This window comes from Micromonospora sp. CNZ303, from assembly GCF_004345505.1.
The window spans coordinates 85509-103007 of the sequence record NZ_SLVT01000003.1 but is presented as its reverse complement, the minus strand read 5'-3'; the positions used below and the strand labels follow the sequence as shown (position 1 = coordinate 103007).

Here is a 17499-nt window from a genome sequence, read left to right as displayed (position 1 = left end):
CGTCGAAGCCTAGATCAGCCCTTCTCCAGATATTCGGCGCGTTCCTCGTCGACCAGGGCCGCCACCGACGCGGCCAGCGCCGGATGCCGGGCCAGCTCCGGGTCCTCCTCGACCAGGGCGATCGCCTCGGCCCGGGCGTCGCGGATCAGGTCGGCGTCGCGCAGCAGCGAGAGCAGCCGCAGGTGCGAGCGGCGCCCCGACTGGGTGGCGCCCAGCACGTCGCCCTCCCGGCGCTGCTCCAGATCCAGCTCGGCGAGCTTGAACCCGTCGGTGGTCGAGGCCACCGCGTCGAGCCGCTCCCGCGCGGGCGTGCCCTCCAGCGCCTCGGTCACCAGCAGGCAGAGCCCCGGGGCGGAGCCCCGGCCGACCCGGCCGCGCAGCTGGTGCAGCTGGGAGACGCCGAACCGGTCGGCGTCGAGCACGATCATCACGGTCGCGTTCGGCACGTTGACGCCCACCTCGACCACGGTCGTGGCGACCAGCACGTCGAGGTCGCCGGCCGCGAAGGAGCGCATCACCGCGTCCTTCTCGTCGGCCGGCAGCCGGCCGTGCAGCACGCCGATGCGCAGGCCGTGCAGCGGCCCCTCGGCGAGCAGCGGCGCCACCTCGGTGACCGCCATCGGCGGCCGCCGCCCGTTGTCGTCCTCCGGCGGCGGTTCCTCCTCGCTCGCCGGCCCCTCCCCGATGCGCGGGCAGACGACGTACGCCTGGTGTCCGGCGGCCACCTCCTCGCGCACCCGGCGCCAGGCCCGGTCCAGGAAGGCCGGCTTCTCAGCGACCGGGACCACGTGCGAGGCGATCGGCGAGCGGCCCTGCGGCAGCTGGGAGAGCGTGGAGGTCTCCAGGTCGCCGTAGACGGTCATCGCCACCGTGCGCGGGATCGGGGTGGCCGTCATCACCAGCACGTGCGGCGGCTGCTCGGCCTTGGCGCGCAGCGCGTCGCGCTGCTCCACGCCGAAGCGGTGCTGCTCGTCGACCACCACCAGGCCGAGGTCGGCGAAGTCGACGCCCTCGTAGAGCAGGGCGTGGGTGCCGAGCACGATGCCGGCGGCGCCGCTGGCGACCTCGGCCAGCGCCCGCCGGCGGGCCGCCGCGCCCAGCGAGCCGGTAACCAGCTCGACCCGGGTGGCGTCGTCGGCCGCGCCCAGCTCGCCGGCCCGCCCGAGCGGCCCCAGCAGGTCGAGGATGCCCCGGTGGTGCTGCGCGGCGAGCACCTCGGTCGGGGCCAGCAGCGCGGCCTGCCCGCCCGCGTCGACCACCTGGAGCATCGCGCGCAGCGCGACCACCGTCTTGCCGGAGCCGACCTCCCCCTGGAGCAGCCGGTGCATCGGGTGGGCCGTGGCCAGGTCCGCCGCGATCTCCACGCCCACGTCGTGCTGGCCGGGCGTCAGCTCGTAGGGCAGCCGGGCGTCGAAGGCGTCGAGCAGGCCGCCGGGCTTCGCCGGGCGGGGCCGGGCTGGCGAGGCGGCGGCGCGGTGCTTGCGCTGCACCAGGGTGAGCTGCACGGCGAAGGCCTCGTCCCACTTGAGCCGGTGCCGGGCCCGGTAGAGCGCCTCCTTGCTGGTCGGCCGGTGGATCTCGCGCAGCGCCGTGTCGATGCCGCCCAGGTTGCGGCTCGCCCGCAGGGTCGCGGGCAGCGGATCCTCCGGCGCGGTGAACGTGTCCAGCACCACCCGGACGCAGCGGGCGATCACCCAGGTGGGCACCGCCGCGGCGGCCGGGTAGACCGGGATCAGCGCGCCGGCGAACTCCTCGATCTCCTCGTTGGCCGCCGCCTCGCCGTCGCCGCCCTCCCCGAGCAGGACGTACTCCGGGCCGTTGAGCTGCCGCTTGCCCCGGAACTCGGTGACCTTGCCGGCGAAGAGCCCCCACCGGCCGGGGCGCAGCTCGCGCTCGCGCCAGGCCTGGTTGCCGAAGAAGGTCAGGGTCAGGGTGCCGCCCGAGCCGTCGCCGACCGTCACCTCCAGCAGGTTGCCCCGGCGCTGGCGCATCGGGCGTACGGCGGTGCGCTGCACCTGGGCCAGCACGGTGGCCTGCTCGCCGACGTCGAGCGACCGGATGTCGGTGTGCTCGCCGCGCTCGTCGTAGCGGCGCGGGAAGTGGTAGACCAGGTCACCGGCGGTGTGCAGGTCGAGGTGGCCGGCGAGGGCCTTCGCGGTCTTCTCGCCGACCAGCTTCTTCAGCGGCGTGTCCATCGTCGCCGGCTCGGACGTCATTCGACCCCCACCAGGAGCGGATAGTGCGGCTGCCCACCCGGATAGGCCTGCACCTCGACGAAGGGCCAGCGCCGCCCGACGTGCTCGCGGACCGCGTCGGCCAGCCCGTCGGGAGCGTCCGCCCCCGAGAGCAGGGTCACCAGCTCACCGCCGCCGCCGAGCATCCGGTCGACCACGGCGGCGCAGGTGTCGGTCAGGTCGGACCCGATCAGGTGCACCTCCCCCTCGACCAGCGCCAGCACGTCGCCGGGACGGCAGGGGCCGGCGACGGTCAGCGCCTCGCGGCGGGCGTAGCAGACCTCGGCGTAGCGGCACGCACCGGCCGCCTCGGCCATCGCGATCACGTCGTCGGCGAAGCGCCGCCCCGGGTCGCGTACGGCGAGGGCGGCCAGCGCCTGCACCGGTGAGCGGGTCGGCACCACGCTGACCTTGACGCCGAGCCCGTGCGCCTCCCGGGCGGCGGCGTTCGCCACCGCCTGCGTGTCGGGGTCGTTGGGCAGTACCACCACGCGGGCCGCCCCGGTGGCGCGGATCGCGTCCAGCAGTTCGCCGATCGACGGGTTGCCGGGCACCACCGTCGCGCCCTCGCCGGCGAACAGCTCGGCGATGCCCGCGCCGGCGGCCACCACCACGGCGGCCCGCCCGTCCGCCGTGGCGGGTGGCGACACCGGTGCGGTCTGGTCGGCGAAGCGGGTCACCGAGATGCGGTGCGGCCGGCCGGCCACCACGCCCGCCTCGATGGCCGCGCCCACGTCGTTGACGTGCACGTGCACGTTCCAGGTGCCCGCACCGGCGTTCCCGTCGCCGACGACCACCAGCGAGTCGCCCAGGGCCGCCAGCTCCTCCCGCAGCCGGGCCACCGCCTCCGGCCCGGCGTCGAGCAGGAACTGCACCTCGTACGCGTACTCCTCGGAACCGGTCTCGCGCACGGCGGTGGCCGGCGGGCGGACCGGGCGCGGCGTGGGCGCGGGACGCTCGGGGCTCTCGCCGGTCACGACCTCGACCAGGGCGTCGAGCAGCAGGCACAGGCCCCGGCCGCCGGCGTCCACCACGCCGGCGCGGGCCAGCGCCGGAAGCTGCTCGGGGGTGCGCGCCAACGCGTGCGCCGCCCCGCCCGCCGCCGCCCGGACGACCGCCCGCAGGTCGTCGCTGTCGGCCCGCTCGGCGGCGTGCGCCGCCGCGGCGACGACGCTGAGCAGCGTGCCCTCGACCGGGCGGGCGACCGCGGCGTAGGCGGCGGCGGTGCCGTCGCGCAGGGCGGCGGCCAGCTCGCGCCCCCGCACGGCGGGCGCGGCGGCGACGGCGTCGGCGAAGCCGCGCAGGATCTGCGACAGGATCACCCCCGAGTTGCCCCGCGCGCCCAGCAGCGCGCCCCGGGCCATCAGCCGCAACGCGTGCCCGTGCGCGGTGGGCCCGTCCTCCGGGAGCGTGCCGAGGTCCATCGCGAGCGCCTGCTGGGCCGAGGTGAGGGTGAGCACCATGTTGGTGCCGGTGTCGCCGTCGGGCACCGGGTAGACGTTCAGGTCGTCGATCTCGCCCTGGTGGCGCTTGAGCGCGACCAGCCCGCCCGCGCACCAACGGCGGACCGCGGCGGCGTCGAGGGTGTCCAGCACGGCGAGAAGCCTACTGGCGCGCACCGACACGCGCCGGGGTCCACGCGACTGCCGCGGCGTGTCCGGCAGCCGCGGCGCACCCACTATCCTCGTGGCGTGTCCCCCGGTGCAGCGGTGCCGCGGGGGCGGGCGCGGACCGGGCGACCGGGACCACGTCGCGCGGTCACGCCCCCCACCCTGGGCCGGCGTCCGGGGCCGGTTGGTCGGGCCCCGGGTCATCGGGTAACCTGGCCAGGTTGCCCGGGCTGCGCCTGGCGGCGACCCCATGAACGTTTCAATCCCAGGAGTATCCCGTGGCTAGCGTGTGCGACGTCTGTGGCAAGGGACCGGGCTTCGGCCACAACGTGTCCCACTCGCACCGGCGGACCAACCGCCGCTGGAACCCGAACATCCAGTCGGTGCGTACCCCGGCCGGTGGCGGCAACACCAAGAAGTTGAAGGTCTGCACCTCCTGCATCAAGGCGGGCAAGGTCACCCGCGCCTGACGCGGTAGGCCCCAGCTTCACACACTCGTCATTGCCGGCGGGCCCTTGCGGTCCGCCGGCTCTGTCGTGTCCGGCGACTCCCCACCTCCGATGCCCGCCCGCGCAGGTGGCATGCCGGCGCCGGGGGCCCGGACGGCCCCCGGCGCGAGACGGGTCAGGACACGCGTGAGAAGGCTCAGGGCGCGAGGCGGGTCAGAGCGTGCGGGCGAAGGAGATGCAGCCCGGGGCGTCGCGGTAGAAGCCGAAGTTCGGGATGCGCTCGTAACCGGCCGCCGCGTACATGGCGATGGCCTCCGGCTGCTTGTCGCCGCACTCCAGGACGATCCGCTTGCGCCCGTGCTCCCGCGCGGAGCGCTCCACCGCCGCCAGCACCGCCCGGGCCACGCCCCGGCCCCGGGCCGCCGGCGCGGTGTACATCCGCTTCAGCTCGGCGGTGTCGCCCTCGTCACCGTGGCTGCGCCAGCCGCCGCAGCCGACCGGCTCGCCGCCGAGGTGGGCGACGAGGAAGGCGCCGGCGGGCGGCACGAACTCGCCCGGGTCGACCGGGGTCTCGTCGCCGCTGCCGCCGTACCGGGCACCCAGGTCGGCCAGCGCGGCGCGGATCAGCCCCTGCGCCACCGGCGAGTCGAAGCGCTCGGCCCGAATCTCGATCTCACTCACGGAGTAAAGGGTACGACGCCGATCGGCCCTTACCGAAAGTGGTCCCAGCCAGCGGGTCCGTCGTACGGCCGCCCGTCGACCGTGACACCCGAGCCCTCCGTCACCCGCCCGATCGGCCGCCAGTCGGCCGGCAGCGCCACCGCCGACGGGAAGGTCGCGGCCAGCGCGTGGTCCTCGCCCCCGGCGAGCAGCCAGGAGTACGGGTCGACGCCGAGCGCCTGGGCGGCGTCGCGCATCTGCCGGGGCACCTCGAAGGCGTCCCGGCGCACGTCCACGGCGACCCCGCTCGCCTTCGCCACGTGCCCCACGTCGGCGAGTAGCCCGTCCGACACGTCGATCATGGCGGTGGCGCCGAGCCGGGCGGCGTGCGGCCCGGCCGCGTACGGCACCTCGGGCCGCCGGCACGCCTCCACCAGCAGCCGGGGCGTACGGAAGCCCCGGGAGAGCACGGTCAGCCCGGCCGCCGCGTACCCGATGCGGCCGGCCAGGGCCAGCACGTCACCGGGCCGCGCGCCGGAGCGCGTCACCGGCGGCCGGCCGCCCAGGTCGCCGAGGGCCGTGACCGCGATTGTCAGCGTCGGGCTGCCCGACATGTCCCCGCCCACCACGCTCGCGCCGACCTTCGCCGCCTCGGCCGCCAGCCCGTCGGCGAGCTCCTCGGCCCACCCGGGATCCAACTCGGGCGGCATGCAGAGCGCCACCAGCAGCGCGGTCGGCTGCGCCCCCATCGCGGCGATGTCGGCCAGGTTCGCCGCCGCCGCCCGGTGGCCGACGTCACGCGCGCTGGACCAGTCCCGCCGGAAGTGCCGCCCCTCCACCAGCACGTCGGTCGAGGCCGCGACCCGGCCGTCCGGGGCGGCCACCACCGCCGCGTCGTCCCCCGGGCCCAGCAGTACCGTCGATCCGTACGACAACCGGGCGGTCACCCGGTCGATCAGGCCGAACTCGCCGATCCCCGCGACACTCATGCCGCTCCTCCGCCGTGCTGCTCGCTCACCGCTTCTCCTTGACCACCGATAGGGATCAGACCTGGTCCGTAAGGTACTTTCTCCCTTCGGGCCGCTCCAGGGCGGCGACGGACGGAGGTCGAGTCGTGGTACAGGCGTACATCCTCATCCAGACCGAGGTCGGCCGGGCGCGTGACGTGGCCGGTCTCATCTCGGACCTTGCCGGCGTGGTACGCGTCGACGCCGTCACCGGGCCGTACGACGTGGTCGTGCTCACCGAGGCGAAGACCGTCGACGAGCTCGGCAAACTCATCGTCAGCAAGGTGCAGATGGTGCCCGGCATCACCCGCACCCTCACGTGTTCGGTGGTGCGCCTGTAAGTGGACAAGATCACTGACTCCTCCGTGACCGATTCCGCCCAGCCGGACGAGGTGGCCCCCGACCGGCCGACCCGCGACCGCACGACGCGCGGTGCCGCGCTGATCGCCACGCTGATCGCGCTGCCGGTCACCGTGCTGGTGGGCGCGTTCGCGTTCGCCCAACTCTCCCCCGACGAGCGGGCCGAGCCGGCCGCCACGCCGAGCGCGACCGCCACGAGCGCCGGACCGCGCTCCACCGCCCCGGTCGAGATGGCCGCGCCGGCGCTGGCCGAACGGCCCGCCACGGTCTGCCGCGCCCTGCTCTCCCAGTTGCCGCCCACGGTCAACGACCTCGCCCAGCGCCCGGTCACGGCCGGCCCGGAGCAGAACGCCGCGTACGGCGACCCGGCCGTCACCGTCGCCTGCGGCGGGGCCAAGCCGGCCGTCGACGACACCGACCACGTCTGGACGGTCAACCGGGTCTGCTGGTACGCCAGCGAGGAACGCGACGCCACCGTGCTCACCACCATGGACCGGGAGACCGCCGTCACGGTCCGCGTGCCGCACTTCTACGGGCAGGGGTTGCAGTGGGTCGCCCCCGTCTCGGACACGATCGTGGCCTCGGTGCCCTCCGTCGCCGACACCCCCAGCGGCTGCCGGACCTGACACCGCTTTGCCCCCGCGTGGGCAGGCAGCGGGTTAGGAAGGGCACCTTCCTATGCACCAGGCGTCAGGAAGGTGCCCTTCCTTACACCTCAGTGCAGGCCGACGCCGCGGTGCAGGGCGGTGCGGATGAGGCGGTTGACCAGCTTCGGGTACTCCAGCCCGGACGCCGCCCACATGCGCGGGAACATCGAGGTCGGGGTGAAGCCCGGCATGGTGTTGATCTCGTTGAGGTAGACGTCCAGCTCCGGGGTGACGAAGAAGTCGACCCGGGCCAGGCCCGCGCAGTCGAGCGCGGTGAAGGCGCGGGTGGCGTACTCCCGGACCTGGCGGGTCACCCGCTCCGGCAGGCCGGCGGGGATGTCGTACTCGCAGGCGGACTCGGAGTCGATGTACTTCGCCTCGAAGTCGTAGAAGTCGTAGTCCCCGACCACCCGGACCTCGGCCAGCACGGACGCCTCCGGCGCGCCGCCGGCCTCGCCCTCCAGCACGCCGCACTCGATCTCGCGCCCGACGACCGCACCCTCGACGAGCACCTTCGGGTCGATCTGTCGGGCGGTGGCGACCGCCGCGTCGAGGTCGGCCCAGTCGTCGACCTTGCTGATGCCGAACGACGAGCCGGCCCTGGACGGCTTCACGAAGACCGGCAGGCCGAGCCGCTGCTTGTCCGCCTCGCTCAGCGTCATCCCGTTGCGCAGCACCGCGTACGGGCCCACCGGGATGCCCTCGGCGGCGCAGAGCTTCTTGGTGAACTCCTTGTCCATGGCGGCGGCGGAGGCGAAGACGTTCGCTCCGACGTACGGGATGCCGGCCATCTCCAGCATGCCCTGGATGGTGCCGTCCTCGCCGTACGCGCCGTGCAGCACCGGGAAGACCACGTCGACGTCGGCGAGCGCCCGGGGCCCCTCGGTCGGGTCGAGCACCATGAGCCCGTTGCCGGTCGGGTCGGCGCGCAGCACGATGTCGGTGCCGGACTCGGCGGTGATCTCCGGCAGCCGGCGCGCGGTGATCGCCAACTGACCGGGGTCGCCACTGGTCAGCACCCACTGGCCGGCCCGGGTGATGCCCACCGGCACCACCTCGAACTCGTCCGGGTCGAGGGCGCCGAGGACGCTGCCGGCGCTGACGCAGGAGATGCCGTGCTCCGGGCTGCGGCCGCCGAACACGATCGCCACGCGGGTCCTGCCTGGGGTGGTCACTGCGTCACCTCTTCGTACGCGACTGCTCCGGTCGTGGCGCTCACCCGGTTGACCTTACTGTGCGTGGCGGGCGTCGGCTGCCGATACCCGGGGACAGCCGGACCGCCGCGGCAACCGGTCAACAAAGGATATACGTTCCGTAATCGCCCGCACGGGGACGGTGACGGCACCGGGCGCCCACTACGCTGCACGTCCTATGAGCGCTGATCCCCTCATCGAGTCCCTGACGGCGGCCCTGGACGCCCGCCCCGACGACCTGCCGCTGCGCCTGCACCTCGCCGCGCTGCTGCTGGACGCCGGCCGGGCCGGGGAGGCGATCGCGCAGGTCGGGCAGGCCCTCGCCCGGGATCCGGGCAACGGCCAGGCGCAGGCGCTGATGCAGCGGGCGCTGGGCGGCTCCGTACCCCCGCCGCCGACGCCGCCCCCGGCGGACCCGCGACCGCCGGTGCAGCGCCCGGCACCGGCCGGGCCCGGCGGTTCCGCCGCGACCGCCGACCAGGATCCCCTCGCCGCCTACGAGCAGGAACTGGCCGACGTGGTGCCGCCACGGTTCGCCCGCGCCGGCGACGAGCCGGAGCCGGTCGCCGGCCACTCCGACCGGGTGTACGACGTGGAGGCCTCCGGCATCCGGCTGGCCGACGTGGGCGGCATGTCGGCGGTCAAGGAGCGGCTGGAGCTGGCCTTCCTCGGCCCGTTGCGCAACCCGGAGCTGCGCAGGATGTACGGCAAGAGCCTGCGCGGCGGCCTGATGCTCTACGGCCCGCCCGGCTGCGGCAAGACGTTCCTGGCCCGGGCGGTCGCCGGGGAGATGGGTGCGAAGTTCATCTCGCTGTCCATCGTGGACGTGCTGGACATGTGGATGGGCAACTCGGAGCGCAACCTGCACGAGCTGTTCCAGGCGGCCCGCCGCAACGCGCCCTGCGTGCTCTTCCTGGACGAGGTCGACGCGCTGGGGCACAAGCGCTCGCAGGTCGGCTCCAGCTCGATGCGGACGCTGGGAAACCAGCTGCTGGCGGAGCTGGACGGGATGGAGGGCAGCAACGAGGGGGTCTTCGTGCTGGCCGCCACCAACACCCCGTGGGACGTCGACCCGGCGCTGCGCCGTCCCGGGCGGCTCGACCGGGTGGTGCTGGTGCTGCCGCCGGACGCCGAGGCGCGCCGCGCCATCCTGGAATACCACCTGCGGGAGCGGCCGATCGCGGGGATCGACCTGCGGAAGATCGTGGCGGCCACCGAGGACTACTCGGGCGCCGACCTGGCCCACCTCTGCGAGACGGCCGCCGAGTTCGCGATGGCCGACTCGGTACGCACCGGCGAGGTGCGGATGATCGAGCACCGGGACCTGGAGCGGGCGGTCAAGGAGGTCCGGCCGTCGACGAAGCCGTGGATGGCCACCGCCCGCAACGTGGCGATGTTCGCCAACGAGGGGGGCGTCTACGACGACCTGGTCGCCTACCTGAAGCGGCGCCGGATGCTGTGACGTGGACGGCCCGGCGGGGCGCCGGGCCGCGCCTCCCGCCGGGCCGGGCCGCCTGCCGGGCGGCCCTCCCACCCGGCGGGGCCGCCTCCCGCAACCGCACCGCCCTCGGCGGCGTCAGCCGCGCGCGTGCCGCCGGCCGATGGCGATCACCTTGACCCGCTGCCGGCCGGCCCGCACCATGCCCAGCGCCATGAACGCGCCCGCGATCCGGTCCGCCGCCTCGCGGCTGCTCGCCCCGACCACCTGACGGCGGCGCTCGGGGCAGTTGCGTTCGTCGCGTCCGGCGCCCTCGGCCGGCCGCACGTCGGTGAGCACCACCAGGAACCGTGTCATCGGTGCCCGCCGGGGCGGTCGGCGCGGGCCTGTCGGGCAGTACGCACGTCGATCCCCTTCCGGCTGACGGGCCACGGGGCGTGGCACGCGGCGATCGGGTACGGGGGAGAAACCCGATCGCCGCGCGCCCCTTCCCCTCCGGTCGCTCACCACCGCCGTCGCCACGACAACCGGCAGTGAGGACGCGATGACAGACTGACACGTCCACAGCCATGAATGCAACTCTCATCGACGTTCTCTCATCTACACGTTCCCGGGAAGATGTGCGACGATCGATGCATGGCTCCGAAGACCGCCCGTGCCCGGCGACTGGGCATCGCGCTGCGCACCCACCGGGAAGCCGCCGGCCTCACGCTGGAGGCGGCGGCGGACGAGATCAGCAGCACCCGCAGCACCCTGTCCCGCTACGAGAACGCGCAGACGCTGGTCAGCCCCGCCACCGTGCGCGCCCTGCTCACCCTCTACGGGGTCGGCGCGGACGAGGTGGCCGCCGCCGTGCAGCTCGCCAAGGACGCGCGCAAGCCCGGCTGGTGGGTGTCGTACTCGCACCTGCTCGACCGGCGCACCATCGACTTCATCGCGCTGGAGGCCGAGGCCACCGGCATCGCCAACTTCGAGCCCTCGGTGGTGCCGGGGCTGTTGCAGACCGCCGACTACGTCCGGGGTGTGATGCGCGGCGGCCCGCACACCCTGCGCGACGACGAGGTGGAGCAGCGGGTCCAGTTCCGGCTCGACCGGCAGCAGCGCCTCATCAGTGACCAGCCGCCGATCCTGGACGCCATCATCGACGAGGGCGCGCTGCTGCGGCCCGTCGGCGACCGGTCGGTGATGGAGTCGCAGCTGCACCACCTGGTCAAGATGGGCGAGTTGCCCAACATCACGGTCCAGGTGATCCCGCTCGCCGCCGGCTACCACCGGGGCACCCGGGGCTCGCTGCACATCCTGGAGTTCGCAGACCCGGAGGACCCGATCATCGCCTCGGTCGAGACGGTAGCCGGGCAGATGGTCCTCGACCGGCCGGGCGACCTGCGTACCTGCACCAAGATCATGGAGCACCTGCGGACCGTCGCGCTCAGCCCGGCGGACAGCCGCGACCAGCTCCTCCAACTCCTGAAGGGACGGTAGGACCATGACACCGACGATCAGCGCGGCGCTGGCCGTGGCGCGGTGGCGCAAGAGCAGCCGCAGCGGCGACGAGGGGGCGTGCGTGGAGATGGCGGTGGTCCCGGGCACGGTCGCCGTCCGCGACTCCAAGGACCCGTCCGGCCCCGCGCTGCTCTTCCCACCGGCCGCCTGGGCCGCCTTCGTCGGGGCGCCGCCCGGACACTGACCCCTCCCTCCGGGGGCGCCGGCGCGACCGCTGACCCGTCGCGCCGGCGCCCCGCCGGCGGCGGTCCCACCGATGGGAGCCGGTGGGGCCGTCGCCCGGCGGGGTCGGACCCGACGGGCGACGACCGGCCGCACCGCCTCGCCGCTGGAGGCGGACGGCGCGCCCTCTCCCGGCGGGGAGGCGGGCAGGTCAGCGCGGCGGGGAGGCGGGCGGGTCAGCCCGCGACGACCGGGCGGGGCGCGGGGCCGGCGCGCAGCGCCTCCAGCGCCGCGATGGCCACGCCCCGGGCGCCGGCCATGTCCCGCTCGGGCACCAGGGCGAAGGTGGCCGACGCGGCCTGCTCCTCCCGCAGCACCGTGTGCTCCCGCACCGTCGCGAGGAACCAGTCCCGGAACTCCGGGGCCGCCTCCACCACCCCGCCCCCGACGAAGTACGCGTGCGGATCGGTGAAGTTGGCCGCCACGGTGAAGAGTCGGCCCAGCGCCATCGCCTGCTGGGTGAACACCTCCCGGGCCAACGCGTCGCCGCGCTCGCCGTAGCCCCGGACCAGCTTCGCTGCCCGCTCCGGCGGCTCGGCGGCCAGCGGATGGTCCGGAAAGCGCCCCAGCCAGTACGGCAGCAGGTTCCGCCCGATGGCGGTCAGCGAGGCGACGCTCTCGGCGTCCCCGGCAAAGCCGCAGGCGCACGTGGGCACCGGCTGGTCCGGCGCGAGCAGCCCGGTCAGCGGGATGTGCACGTGCCCCAGTTCGCCGGCCATCCCGGCCGCCCCGGCGACCACCCGGCCGGCCTCGACCACACCGCCGCCCAACCCCGTGCCGACGATGGCCGACACCGACGAGCGGCGCATCGCCTCCGCGCCGAAGTGCGCGTGGTGGGCGTAGAGCGCGGCGGCGTTGCCGTCGTTGTGGTAGAGCACCGGCAGGCCGAGCCGCCGTTCCAGGGCCGTCCGCACGTCGTAGCCGCGCCAGGCCGGCTGGGAGAAGTTGGTCGACCCGCGCGACGAGATCACCCCGGTGGCGCTCGCCGGCCCCGGCGTGTCCAGCCCGACCGCGCGCACGGACGTGCGGGGCACCCCGGTCAGCGCCAGCACCCCGTCGAACGCGCGGGCCAGCGCCTCGATCGCCGCCGCCGGGCCGGCGCGTACCTCGCTCGGGTTCTCCACCAGGCCGTCCACCAGGAACCGGCCGTCCACGGTGAGCACCGTGGCGTTGTTGCTGGTCCCCCCGTTGTCCAGCCCGACGACCACCGGCACGTCCGCACCACCCACGACAACCCGCCTTCCGCCGCCACGCCTGCCGTGAGGCTAGTTCCCCTTCCCCGCCCCCGCCAGGTCGCGCGGCTGACGCCGGGTGACGGGTGGTCTCACCGACGGGGCAGCTCGACAGCGCCGTGACGCGGACACCCCAGCCGGTCGAGGGCCGCCGGTGACCCGACGGGCCCGACCGCGCTGAGGACCAAGCGCGCTGAGGACCAGCGCGTTGAGGACGGCGCGCCCAGGAGCAGCGCGTTGGGGAGGACGGCGCCGAGGGTCAGCCCGGGCGGCGGGCCGAGACGGCGGTGGCGTCCCGGTCGTCGTCCCGGGTCACCGTGGGGTGCAGGCCCACGGCGGTCAGCGCCGTGCGGAGCGCCTCCACCTGTGCCTCCCCCGCCTCGACCACCAGGTGCCCGCCCGGGGCCAGCCAGCGCGCCGCGCCCTCGGCGACGCGGCGCAGCACCGCCAGGCCGTCCGGCCCGCCGTCGAGGGCCACCGGCGCCTCGTGCAGCCGGGCCTCCGGCGGCATCAGCGCCACCGCCGCCGTCGGCACGTAGGGGGCGTTGGCCAGCACCAGGTCCAGCCGTCCCTGCCAGCGCACCGGCAGCGGGTCGTACAGGTCGCCCTCGAAGACCGGCACGGCCAGCGGGGCCAGGTTGCGCCGGGCGCAGGCCACGGCGGCGGGATCCACGTCGGCGGCGGCCAGCCAGCGCGGCGCGAGCCGGCGGACCAGCGCCACCGTGGTGGCGCCGGAGCCGCAGCACAGGTCCACCACGGCCGCCGCCGGGCCGGTCACCGCGACGGCGACGTCGACCAGCAGGGCGGTACGCGCACGCGGCACGAACACGCCAGGGTCGACGGCGATCCGTTCGCCGCAGAACTCGGCCCAGCCGAGCACGTACTCCAGCGGCAGCCCGGCGACCCGGCGGTCGACCAGGCCGGCCAGCGCCTCGGCCGAGTCGGCGGCGGCGATCAGCAGCTCCGCCTCGTCCTCGGCGTAGACGCAGCCGGCGGCGCGCAGCCGGTGCACGAGGGCGGGCCGGTCGGGACGGAAGGAGAAGACGGTCACGGGGCACCTCCGGGCCGGTGTCCGGTGCTCAGCGGCTGGCGTCCAGTGCGGCGCTCACGTCGACGACCAGGTCGACGGCGTCCTCGACCCCGCAGGAGAGCCGGACGAAACCGGGCGGGGTGTCGTCGCCCCACTGGGCCCGCCGGTCGGCGGTGGTGTGCAGGCCGCCGAAGGAGGTGGCCGCGGCCACCAGCCGGGCCGCGTCGAGGAACCGCGCCACCCGCCCGGCGTCGCCGAGGTCGAAGCAGAGCACCCCGGGTATCCGTCGCATCTGGACCGACGCCACCGGGTGGGCCGGGTCGCCGGGCAGCCCCGGCCAGCGCAGCCCGGTCACGTCGTCGCGCCCCGCGAGCAGCCCGGCGAGGGCCTGCGCGTTCGCGGTCTGCCGGGCCAGCCGCAGGTCGAGGGTGGCCAGCGACCGGTGCGCGAGCCAGGCGTCGAACGCGCCCGGCACGGCCCCGGTGACGTTCCGCCAGGCGGTGACCGCGTCCCGCAGCTCGGGCGAGCGGGTCGCGACGTAGCCCAGCAGCAGGTCGGAGTGCCCGGTGAGGGCCTTCGTCCCGGAGGCCACCACGACGTCGGCGCCCAGGTCCAGCGGGCGCTGCCCGAGCGGCGTCGCCGTGGTGTTGTCGACCGCGACCAGGGCGCCGGCGGCGTGCGCCCGGGCGGCCAGCGCCGCCACGTCGGCGACGTCCAGGCCGGGGTTGGCCGGGGTCTCCAGCAGCACCAGGCGTACGCCGTCGAAGACCGGGTGCGGGCCGGCGGTCGGGGCGAGGAGCACCCGTACGCCGATGCCCTCCAGCGTGTCGGCGGCGAAGGCCCGGACGGCGAAGTACCCGTCCGACGGGAGCACCACGGTGTCCCCCGGCCCCAGCAGCGTCAGCAGCAGCCCGGTGATGGCGGCCTGCCCGCTGGCGAAGACCCGGCAGTCGCCCCCCTCCAGCTCCCCGACCGCCGCCTCCAGCAGCCGCCGGGTGGGGTTGTCCGGCCGGCCGTAGCCGTCGGGTGCCGCCGCCGGCCCCGCCCACGGGTCCAGGTGGTACGGCGCGGCGAACACCGGCCCGGGCAGGAACGGCTGGCCGGGAGCCGGCTCGGGCAGGCCGGCGCGGACGCAGCGGGTGCCGTCGTGGTGCTCGGTCACGTCGCTCACTCCGGCTTGGTGGTGCGGCTCATCAGCGCCTCGACGGCGAGCCGAGGGTCCATGCCCTCGTGGCAGACCAGCTCGACCTGCTCGGTGATCGGCATCTCCACCGCGTGCGCCCGGGCCAGGTCGCGCAGGGCCAGCGCGCTCTTGACGCCCTCGGCGGTCTGCCGGGTGGCGACGCGCGCCTCCTCCAGGGTCGCGCCCCGGCCCAGGTGCTCACCGAAGGTGCGGTTGCGGGCCAGCGGCGACGAGCAGGAGGCGACGAGGTCGCCCATCCCCGCCAGGCCGGCGAAGGTGAGCGGGTCGGCGCCCAGGGCCACCCCGAGGCGGGCCGTCTCGGCCAGTCCCCGGGTGACGAGCATGGCCCGGGTGTTGTCGCCGAACCCCATCGCCACGGCGATGCCGTACGCCAGGGCGATCACGTTCTTCACCGCGCCGCCCAGCTCGCAGCCGATCACGTCGTCGTTGGTGTACGGGCGGAAGTAGGGCGTGGTGATGGAGCGCTGCACCAGCGTGGCCCGGTCGGCGTCGGTGCAGGCGACCACGGTGGCGGCGGGCTGCTCGGCGGCGATCTCCGGGGCCAGGTTGGGGCCGGAGACCACCACCACCCGGTCCGCCGCCACCCCGGCGGTCTCCACGATCACCTCGCTCATCCGCCTGGTGGTGCCGAGCTCGATGCCCTTCATCAGCGACACCAGGGTGGCGTCCGGGTGCAGGTGCGCGGTCCACTCGGCCAGGTTGCCGCGCAGCGTCTGCGACGGTACGGCCAGCACCACCTGCTCGGCCCCGGTGATCGCCTCGGCGGCGTCGCCCGTCGCCGTGACCCGCGACGGCAGCAGCACGTCCGGCAGGTACTCCGGGTTTCGCCGCTCGGCCCGGATCGTGTCGGCGACCGCCTGGCGGCGGGCCCAGACGGTGACGTCCCGCCCGGCGTCGGCGAGGATCTTGGCGAACGCGGTGCCCCACGAGCCGGCACCCAGGACCGCGACGTGCCCGCTCACGCCGCCGCCCCCGGCCGGCGCCGATCGACGGCGGGGCGCGCCGTCCGTTCCCACAGTGGTGGCGGGGTGCCGCCCCGGATCTCGGTGAGCATGTCACGAAGGCGCAGCATGATGGTGTCGGTCATCTCCTCGAGGACGGCCTTCGTCGGGGTCGACCCGGCCCACCGGCCCAGGTCGACGGGGGGTCCGGCGACCACGGTCACCGGGATCCGGGGGCGCGGGTCCAGTCGGGACCGGCGCGGGTCGAAGATGCGCTCCGGGCCCCACATGACGAGCGGGACCACCGGCGCCCCGGTGGCGAGCGCGAGGCGGGCGGCGCCGGTCTTGCCCTTCATCGGCCACAGCTCCGGTTCGCGGGTGATGGTGCCCTCCGGGTAGATGACCACCGCGCCGCCCTGGTCGAGCGCGGCCACGAGGTGGTCCAGCGACCGCACCGCGTCCACGGTGTTGCGCTCGACCGGGATCTGCCGGCACCGGTGCAGGATCCAGCCGATCACCGGGACCCGGAACACGCTGGCCTTGCCGAGGAACTGCGGCCAACGGCCGGAGTCGTAGACGAAGTGGGCCGCGACGAGCGGGTCGGCGTGCGAGATGTGGTTCGGCACGATGATCACGCCGCCGTCGCCGCGCAGGTGCTCCATGCCGCGCCAGGTGCGCCGGGTCCAGACGGTCATCACCGGCTTGACCAGCACCACGGCGAACCATTGCCAGAACCCCAGCCTCCGCCGTGTCACCGCGCCTCCTCGTGCCGCCCCGCCCCGCACCGGATCCGCACCCGGTGACGCCCGCAGCGGAAATCATGCCTGCTCGACCCGGGTCCGGCCAGAGAGGGTACCGCCGTACGGCTGGCAGGATGGCGGGGTGAGTCAGCCGAGGTGGACCGTGGTGGTGCCCGTGAAGCGCCTGGCCGCCGCGAAGAGCCGGCTGCGGGGGGCGCTGCCGGCCGTACCGCACGAGGAACTGGCGCTGGCCCTGGCCGCCGACACGGTCGCCGCGGTGCGGGCCTGCCCGGCGGTGGCGGGGGTGCTGGTCGTCACCGACGACGCCCGGGTGGCCGAGGCCGCCCGCCGCGCGGGCGCCCGGGCGCTGCCCGACGCCCCCGGCGCCGGGCTGAACGCCGCCTTCCGGCACGGCGCGTCGGTCGCGGGCGGCGGCTGGGTGGCCGGGCTCACCGCCGACCTGCCCGCGTTGCGCCCGGCCGAGCTGGCGGCGGCGCTGCGGGCGGCCCAGGCCGCGCCCCCGGGTGTACGCGGGTACGTGGCCGACGCCCCCGGCCAGGGCACCGTGCTGCTGGCCGCGCCGCCGGGCGTGGCCCTGGATCCCCGCTTCGGGGTCGGCTCGGCCGCCGCGCACGCCGCGAGCGGGGCGCTCGCCCTCGCCGGGGACTGGCCGAGCCTGCGCCGTGACGTGGACACCGCCGCCGACCTGGCCGCGGCGGCCCGGCTCGGGCTGGGGCCCCGCACGGCCGCGTTGGCCGCCGCCTCCTGCCCGGCCTGAGGGGCGTGTAGCGTGCGGGTCATGCAGGGCACGGTGGCCACCTACGACGCGGCGACCCGCAGCGGGACGCTGCTCCTCGACGACGGCACCGAGCTGGCCTTCCCGGCCCGGGCGTTCGACGCCTCCGGCCTGCGCCTGCTCCGCCTCGGCCAGCGGTTGCGTGTCGAGACCGACGACACCGGCGCGGTGGTCCGGGTGACATTGCCGACGATGGCCTGAGCGGCTGGTCGAAGTTCATTTTGCGTTAACCG

Annotated in this window: 19 protein-coding genes; 8 read left to right on the top strand and 11 right to left on the bottom strand. The window is 75.4% G+C overall.

Annotation, left to right across the window (positions count from 1 at the left end; all coding sequences use genetic code 11):
• Positions 1–14: 14 nt before the first annotated feature.
• Together recG and EV374_RS06575 are read right to left on the bottom strand one after the other, a co-directional pair.
• The gene (gene recG / locus EV374_RS06580) at positions 15–2216 is read right to left on the bottom strand and encodes an ATP-dependent DNA helicase RecG (protein ID WP_132232632.1); all 2202 of its coding nucleotides are present in this window, start codon (positions 2214–2216) and stop codon (positions 15–17) included.
• Entirely contained in the window at positions 2213–3829 is a 1617-nt protein-coding gene (locus EV374_RS06575) for a DAK2 domain-containing protein (RefSeq protein ID WP_132232630.1), read from the bottom strand. Before EV374_RS06575 ends, recG begins: the two co-directional genes overlap by 4 nt.
• Positions 3830–4122: 293 nt before the next feature.
• Between EV374_RS06575 and rpmB the strand changes: the two genes are divergently transcribed.
• Positions 4123–4314, top strand: coding sequence for a 50S ribosomal protein L28 (gene rpmB / locus EV374_RS06570; protein WP_011905179.1), 192 nt, complete (start codon positions 4123–4125; stop codon positions 4312–4314).
• A gap of 192 nt (positions 4315–4506) precedes the next feature.
• On the opposite strand, the gene EV374_RS06565 is transcribed toward rpmB, so the two are convergent.
• Positions 4507–4974: a GNAT family N-acetyltransferase gene (locus tag EV374_RS06565; protein WP_101414556.1), complete on the bottom strand. Its 468-nt coding sequence runs from the start codon at positions 4972–4974 to the stop codon at positions 4507–4509.
• Between the two features lie 29 nt (positions 4975–5003).
• Positions 5004–5942, bottom strand: coding sequence for a thiamine-phosphate kinase (locus EV374_RS06560; RefSeq protein ID WP_132232628.1), 939 nt, complete (start codon positions 5940–5942; stop codon positions 5004–5006).
• 125 nt (positions 5943–6067) lie between these two features.
• Here EV374_RS06560 and EV374_RS06555 point away from each other — a divergent pair, with 125 nt between their 5' ends.
• Together EV374_RS06555 and EV374_RS06550 are read left to right on the top strand one after the other, a co-directional pair.
• Positions 6068–6301: an Lrp/AsnC ligand binding domain-containing protein gene (locus EV374_RS06555; protein ID WP_132232626.1), complete on the top strand. Its 234-nt coding sequence runs from the start codon at positions 6068–6070 to the stop codon at positions 6299–6301.
• Complete coding sequence (locus tag EV374_RS06550) at positions 6302–6946, top strand: DUF3515 family protein (RefSeq protein WP_132232624.1); 645 nt, start codon at positions 6302–6304, stop codon at positions 6944–6946.
• Positions 6947–7035: 89 nt separating this feature from the next.
• Here the strand turns inward: EV374_RS06550 and EV374_RS06545 are convergent, their stop codons facing one another.
• Positions 7036–8142, bottom strand: coding sequence for a D-alanine--D-alanine ligase family protein (locus EV374_RS06545; protein WP_132232622.1), 1107 nt, complete (start codon positions 8140–8142; stop codon positions 7036–7038).
• Between the two features lie 196 nt (positions 8143–8338).
• Between EV374_RS06545 and EV374_RS06540 the strand changes: the two genes are divergently transcribed.
• Positions 8339–9622 (top strand): ATP-binding protein, encoded by a 1284-nt coding sequence (locus tag EV374_RS06540; protein WP_132232620.1) that lies wholly within the window; start codon positions 8339–8341, stop codon positions 9620–9622.
• A gap of 114 nt (positions 9623–9736) precedes the next feature.
• Here EV374_RS06540 and EV374_RS06535 read toward each other — a convergent pair whose 3' ends face one another.
• Complete coding sequence (locus tag EV374_RS06535) at positions 9737–9955, bottom strand: hypothetical protein (protein ID WP_121396133.1); 219 nt, start codon at positions 9953–9955, stop codon at positions 9737–9739.
• Positions 9956–10234: 279 nt separating this feature from the next.
• Between EV374_RS06535 and EV374_RS06530 the strand changes: the two genes are divergently transcribed.
• Together EV374_RS06530 and EV374_RS06525 are read left to right on the top strand one after the other, a co-directional pair.
• Positions 10235–11080 (top strand): helix-turn-helix domain-containing protein, encoded by an 846-nt coding sequence (locus EV374_RS06530; protein ID WP_121396134.1) that lies wholly within the window; start codon positions 10235–10237, stop codon positions 11078–11080.
• A gap of 4 nt (positions 11081–11084) precedes the next feature.
• Positions 11085–11285, top strand: coding sequence for a DUF397 domain-containing protein (locus EV374_RS06525; protein ID WP_121396135.1), 201 nt, complete (start codon positions 11085–11087; stop codon positions 11283–11285).
• A 214-nt stretch (positions 11286–11499) separates the two neighbouring features.
• Here EV374_RS06525 and EV374_RS06520 read toward each other — a convergent pair whose 3' ends face one another.
• The 5 genes from EV374_RS06520 to EV374_RS06500 all read right to left on the bottom strand — a co-directional run bounded on the left by EV374_RS06520 (position 11500) and on the right by EV374_RS06500 (position 16485).
• On the bottom strand, positions 11500–12552 hold the full coding sequence (locus EV374_RS06520; protein WP_132232618.1) for an ROK family protein: 1053 nt from the start codon (positions 12550–12552) through the stop codon (positions 11500–11502).
• Between the two features lie 262 nt (positions 12553–12814).
• Positions 12815–13606 (bottom strand): putative protein N(5)-glutamine methyltransferase, encoded by a 792-nt coding sequence (locus EV374_RS06515; protein WP_132232616.1) that lies wholly within the window; start codon positions 13604–13606, stop codon positions 12815–12817.
• 28 nt (positions 13607–13634) lie between these two features.
• Positions 13635–14756, bottom strand: coding sequence for a cystathionine gamma-lyase (locus EV374_RS06510; RefSeq protein ID WP_132232614.1), 1122 nt, complete (start codon positions 14754–14756; stop codon positions 13635–13637).
• On the bottom strand, positions 14753–15751 hold the full coding sequence (locus tag EV374_RS06505) for an NAD(P)H-dependent glycerol-3-phosphate dehydrogenase (protein WP_132232612.1): 999 nt from the start codon (positions 15749–15751) through the stop codon (positions 14753–14755). Before EV374_RS06505 ends, EV374_RS06510 begins: the two co-directional genes overlap by 4 nt.
• Entirely contained in the window at positions 15748–16485 is a 738-nt protein-coding gene (locus EV374_RS06500; protein WP_132232610.1) for a lysophospholipid acyltransferase family protein, read from the bottom strand. Before EV374_RS06500 ends, EV374_RS06505 begins: the two co-directional genes overlap by 4 nt.
• Before the next feature lie 127 nt (positions 16486–16612).
• On the opposite strand from EV374_RS06500, the gene cofC reads away from it, so the two are divergent.
• Both cofC and EV374_RS06490 read left to right on the top strand, forming a co-directional pair.
• Positions 16613–17248, top strand: coding sequence for a 2-phospho-L-lactate guanylyltransferase (gene cofC, locus EV374_RS06495; RefSeq protein ID WP_132232608.1), 636 nt, complete (start codon positions 16613–16615; stop codon positions 17246–17248).
• A gap of 21 nt (positions 17249–17269) precedes the next feature.
• On the top strand, positions 17270–17467 hold the full coding sequence (locus tag EV374_RS06490; RefSeq protein ID WP_192581542.1) for a cold-shock protein: 198 nt from the start codon (positions 17270–17272) through the stop codon (positions 17465–17467).
• Positions 17468–17499 lie beyond the last annotated feature (32 nt).

Excerpts from the sequence above, each read along its gene's own strand:
- EV374_RS06535 (WP_121396133.1), bottom strand. The coding sequence starts at position 9,955 with ATGACACGGTTCCTGGTGGTGCTCACCGACGTGCGGCCGGCCGAGGGC.
- EV374_RS06490 (WP_192581542.1), top strand. The coding sequence starts at position 17,270 with ATGCAGGGCACGGTGGCCACCTACGACGCGGCGACCCGCAGCGGGACG.
- recG (WP_132232632.1), bottom strand. The coding sequence starts at position 2,216 with ATGACGTCCGAGCCGGCGACGATGGACACGCCGCTGAAGAAGCTGGTC.
- EV374_RS06530 (WP_121396134.1), top strand. The coding sequence starts at position 10,235 with ATGGCTCCGAAGACCGCCCGTGCCCGGCGACTGGGCATCGCGCTGCGC.
- EV374_RS06540 (WP_132232620.1), top strand. The coding sequence starts at position 8,339 with ATGAGCGCTGATCCCCTCATCGAGTCCCTGACGGCGGCCCTGGACGCC.
- EV374_RS06560 (WP_132232628.1), bottom strand. The coding sequence starts at position 5,942 with ATGAGTGTCGCGGGGATCGGCGAGTTCGGCCTGATCGACCGGGTGACC.
- EV374_RS06525 (WP_121396135.1), top strand. The coding sequence starts at position 11,085 with ATGACACCGACGATCAGCGCGGCGCTGGCCGTGGCGCGGTGGCGCAAG.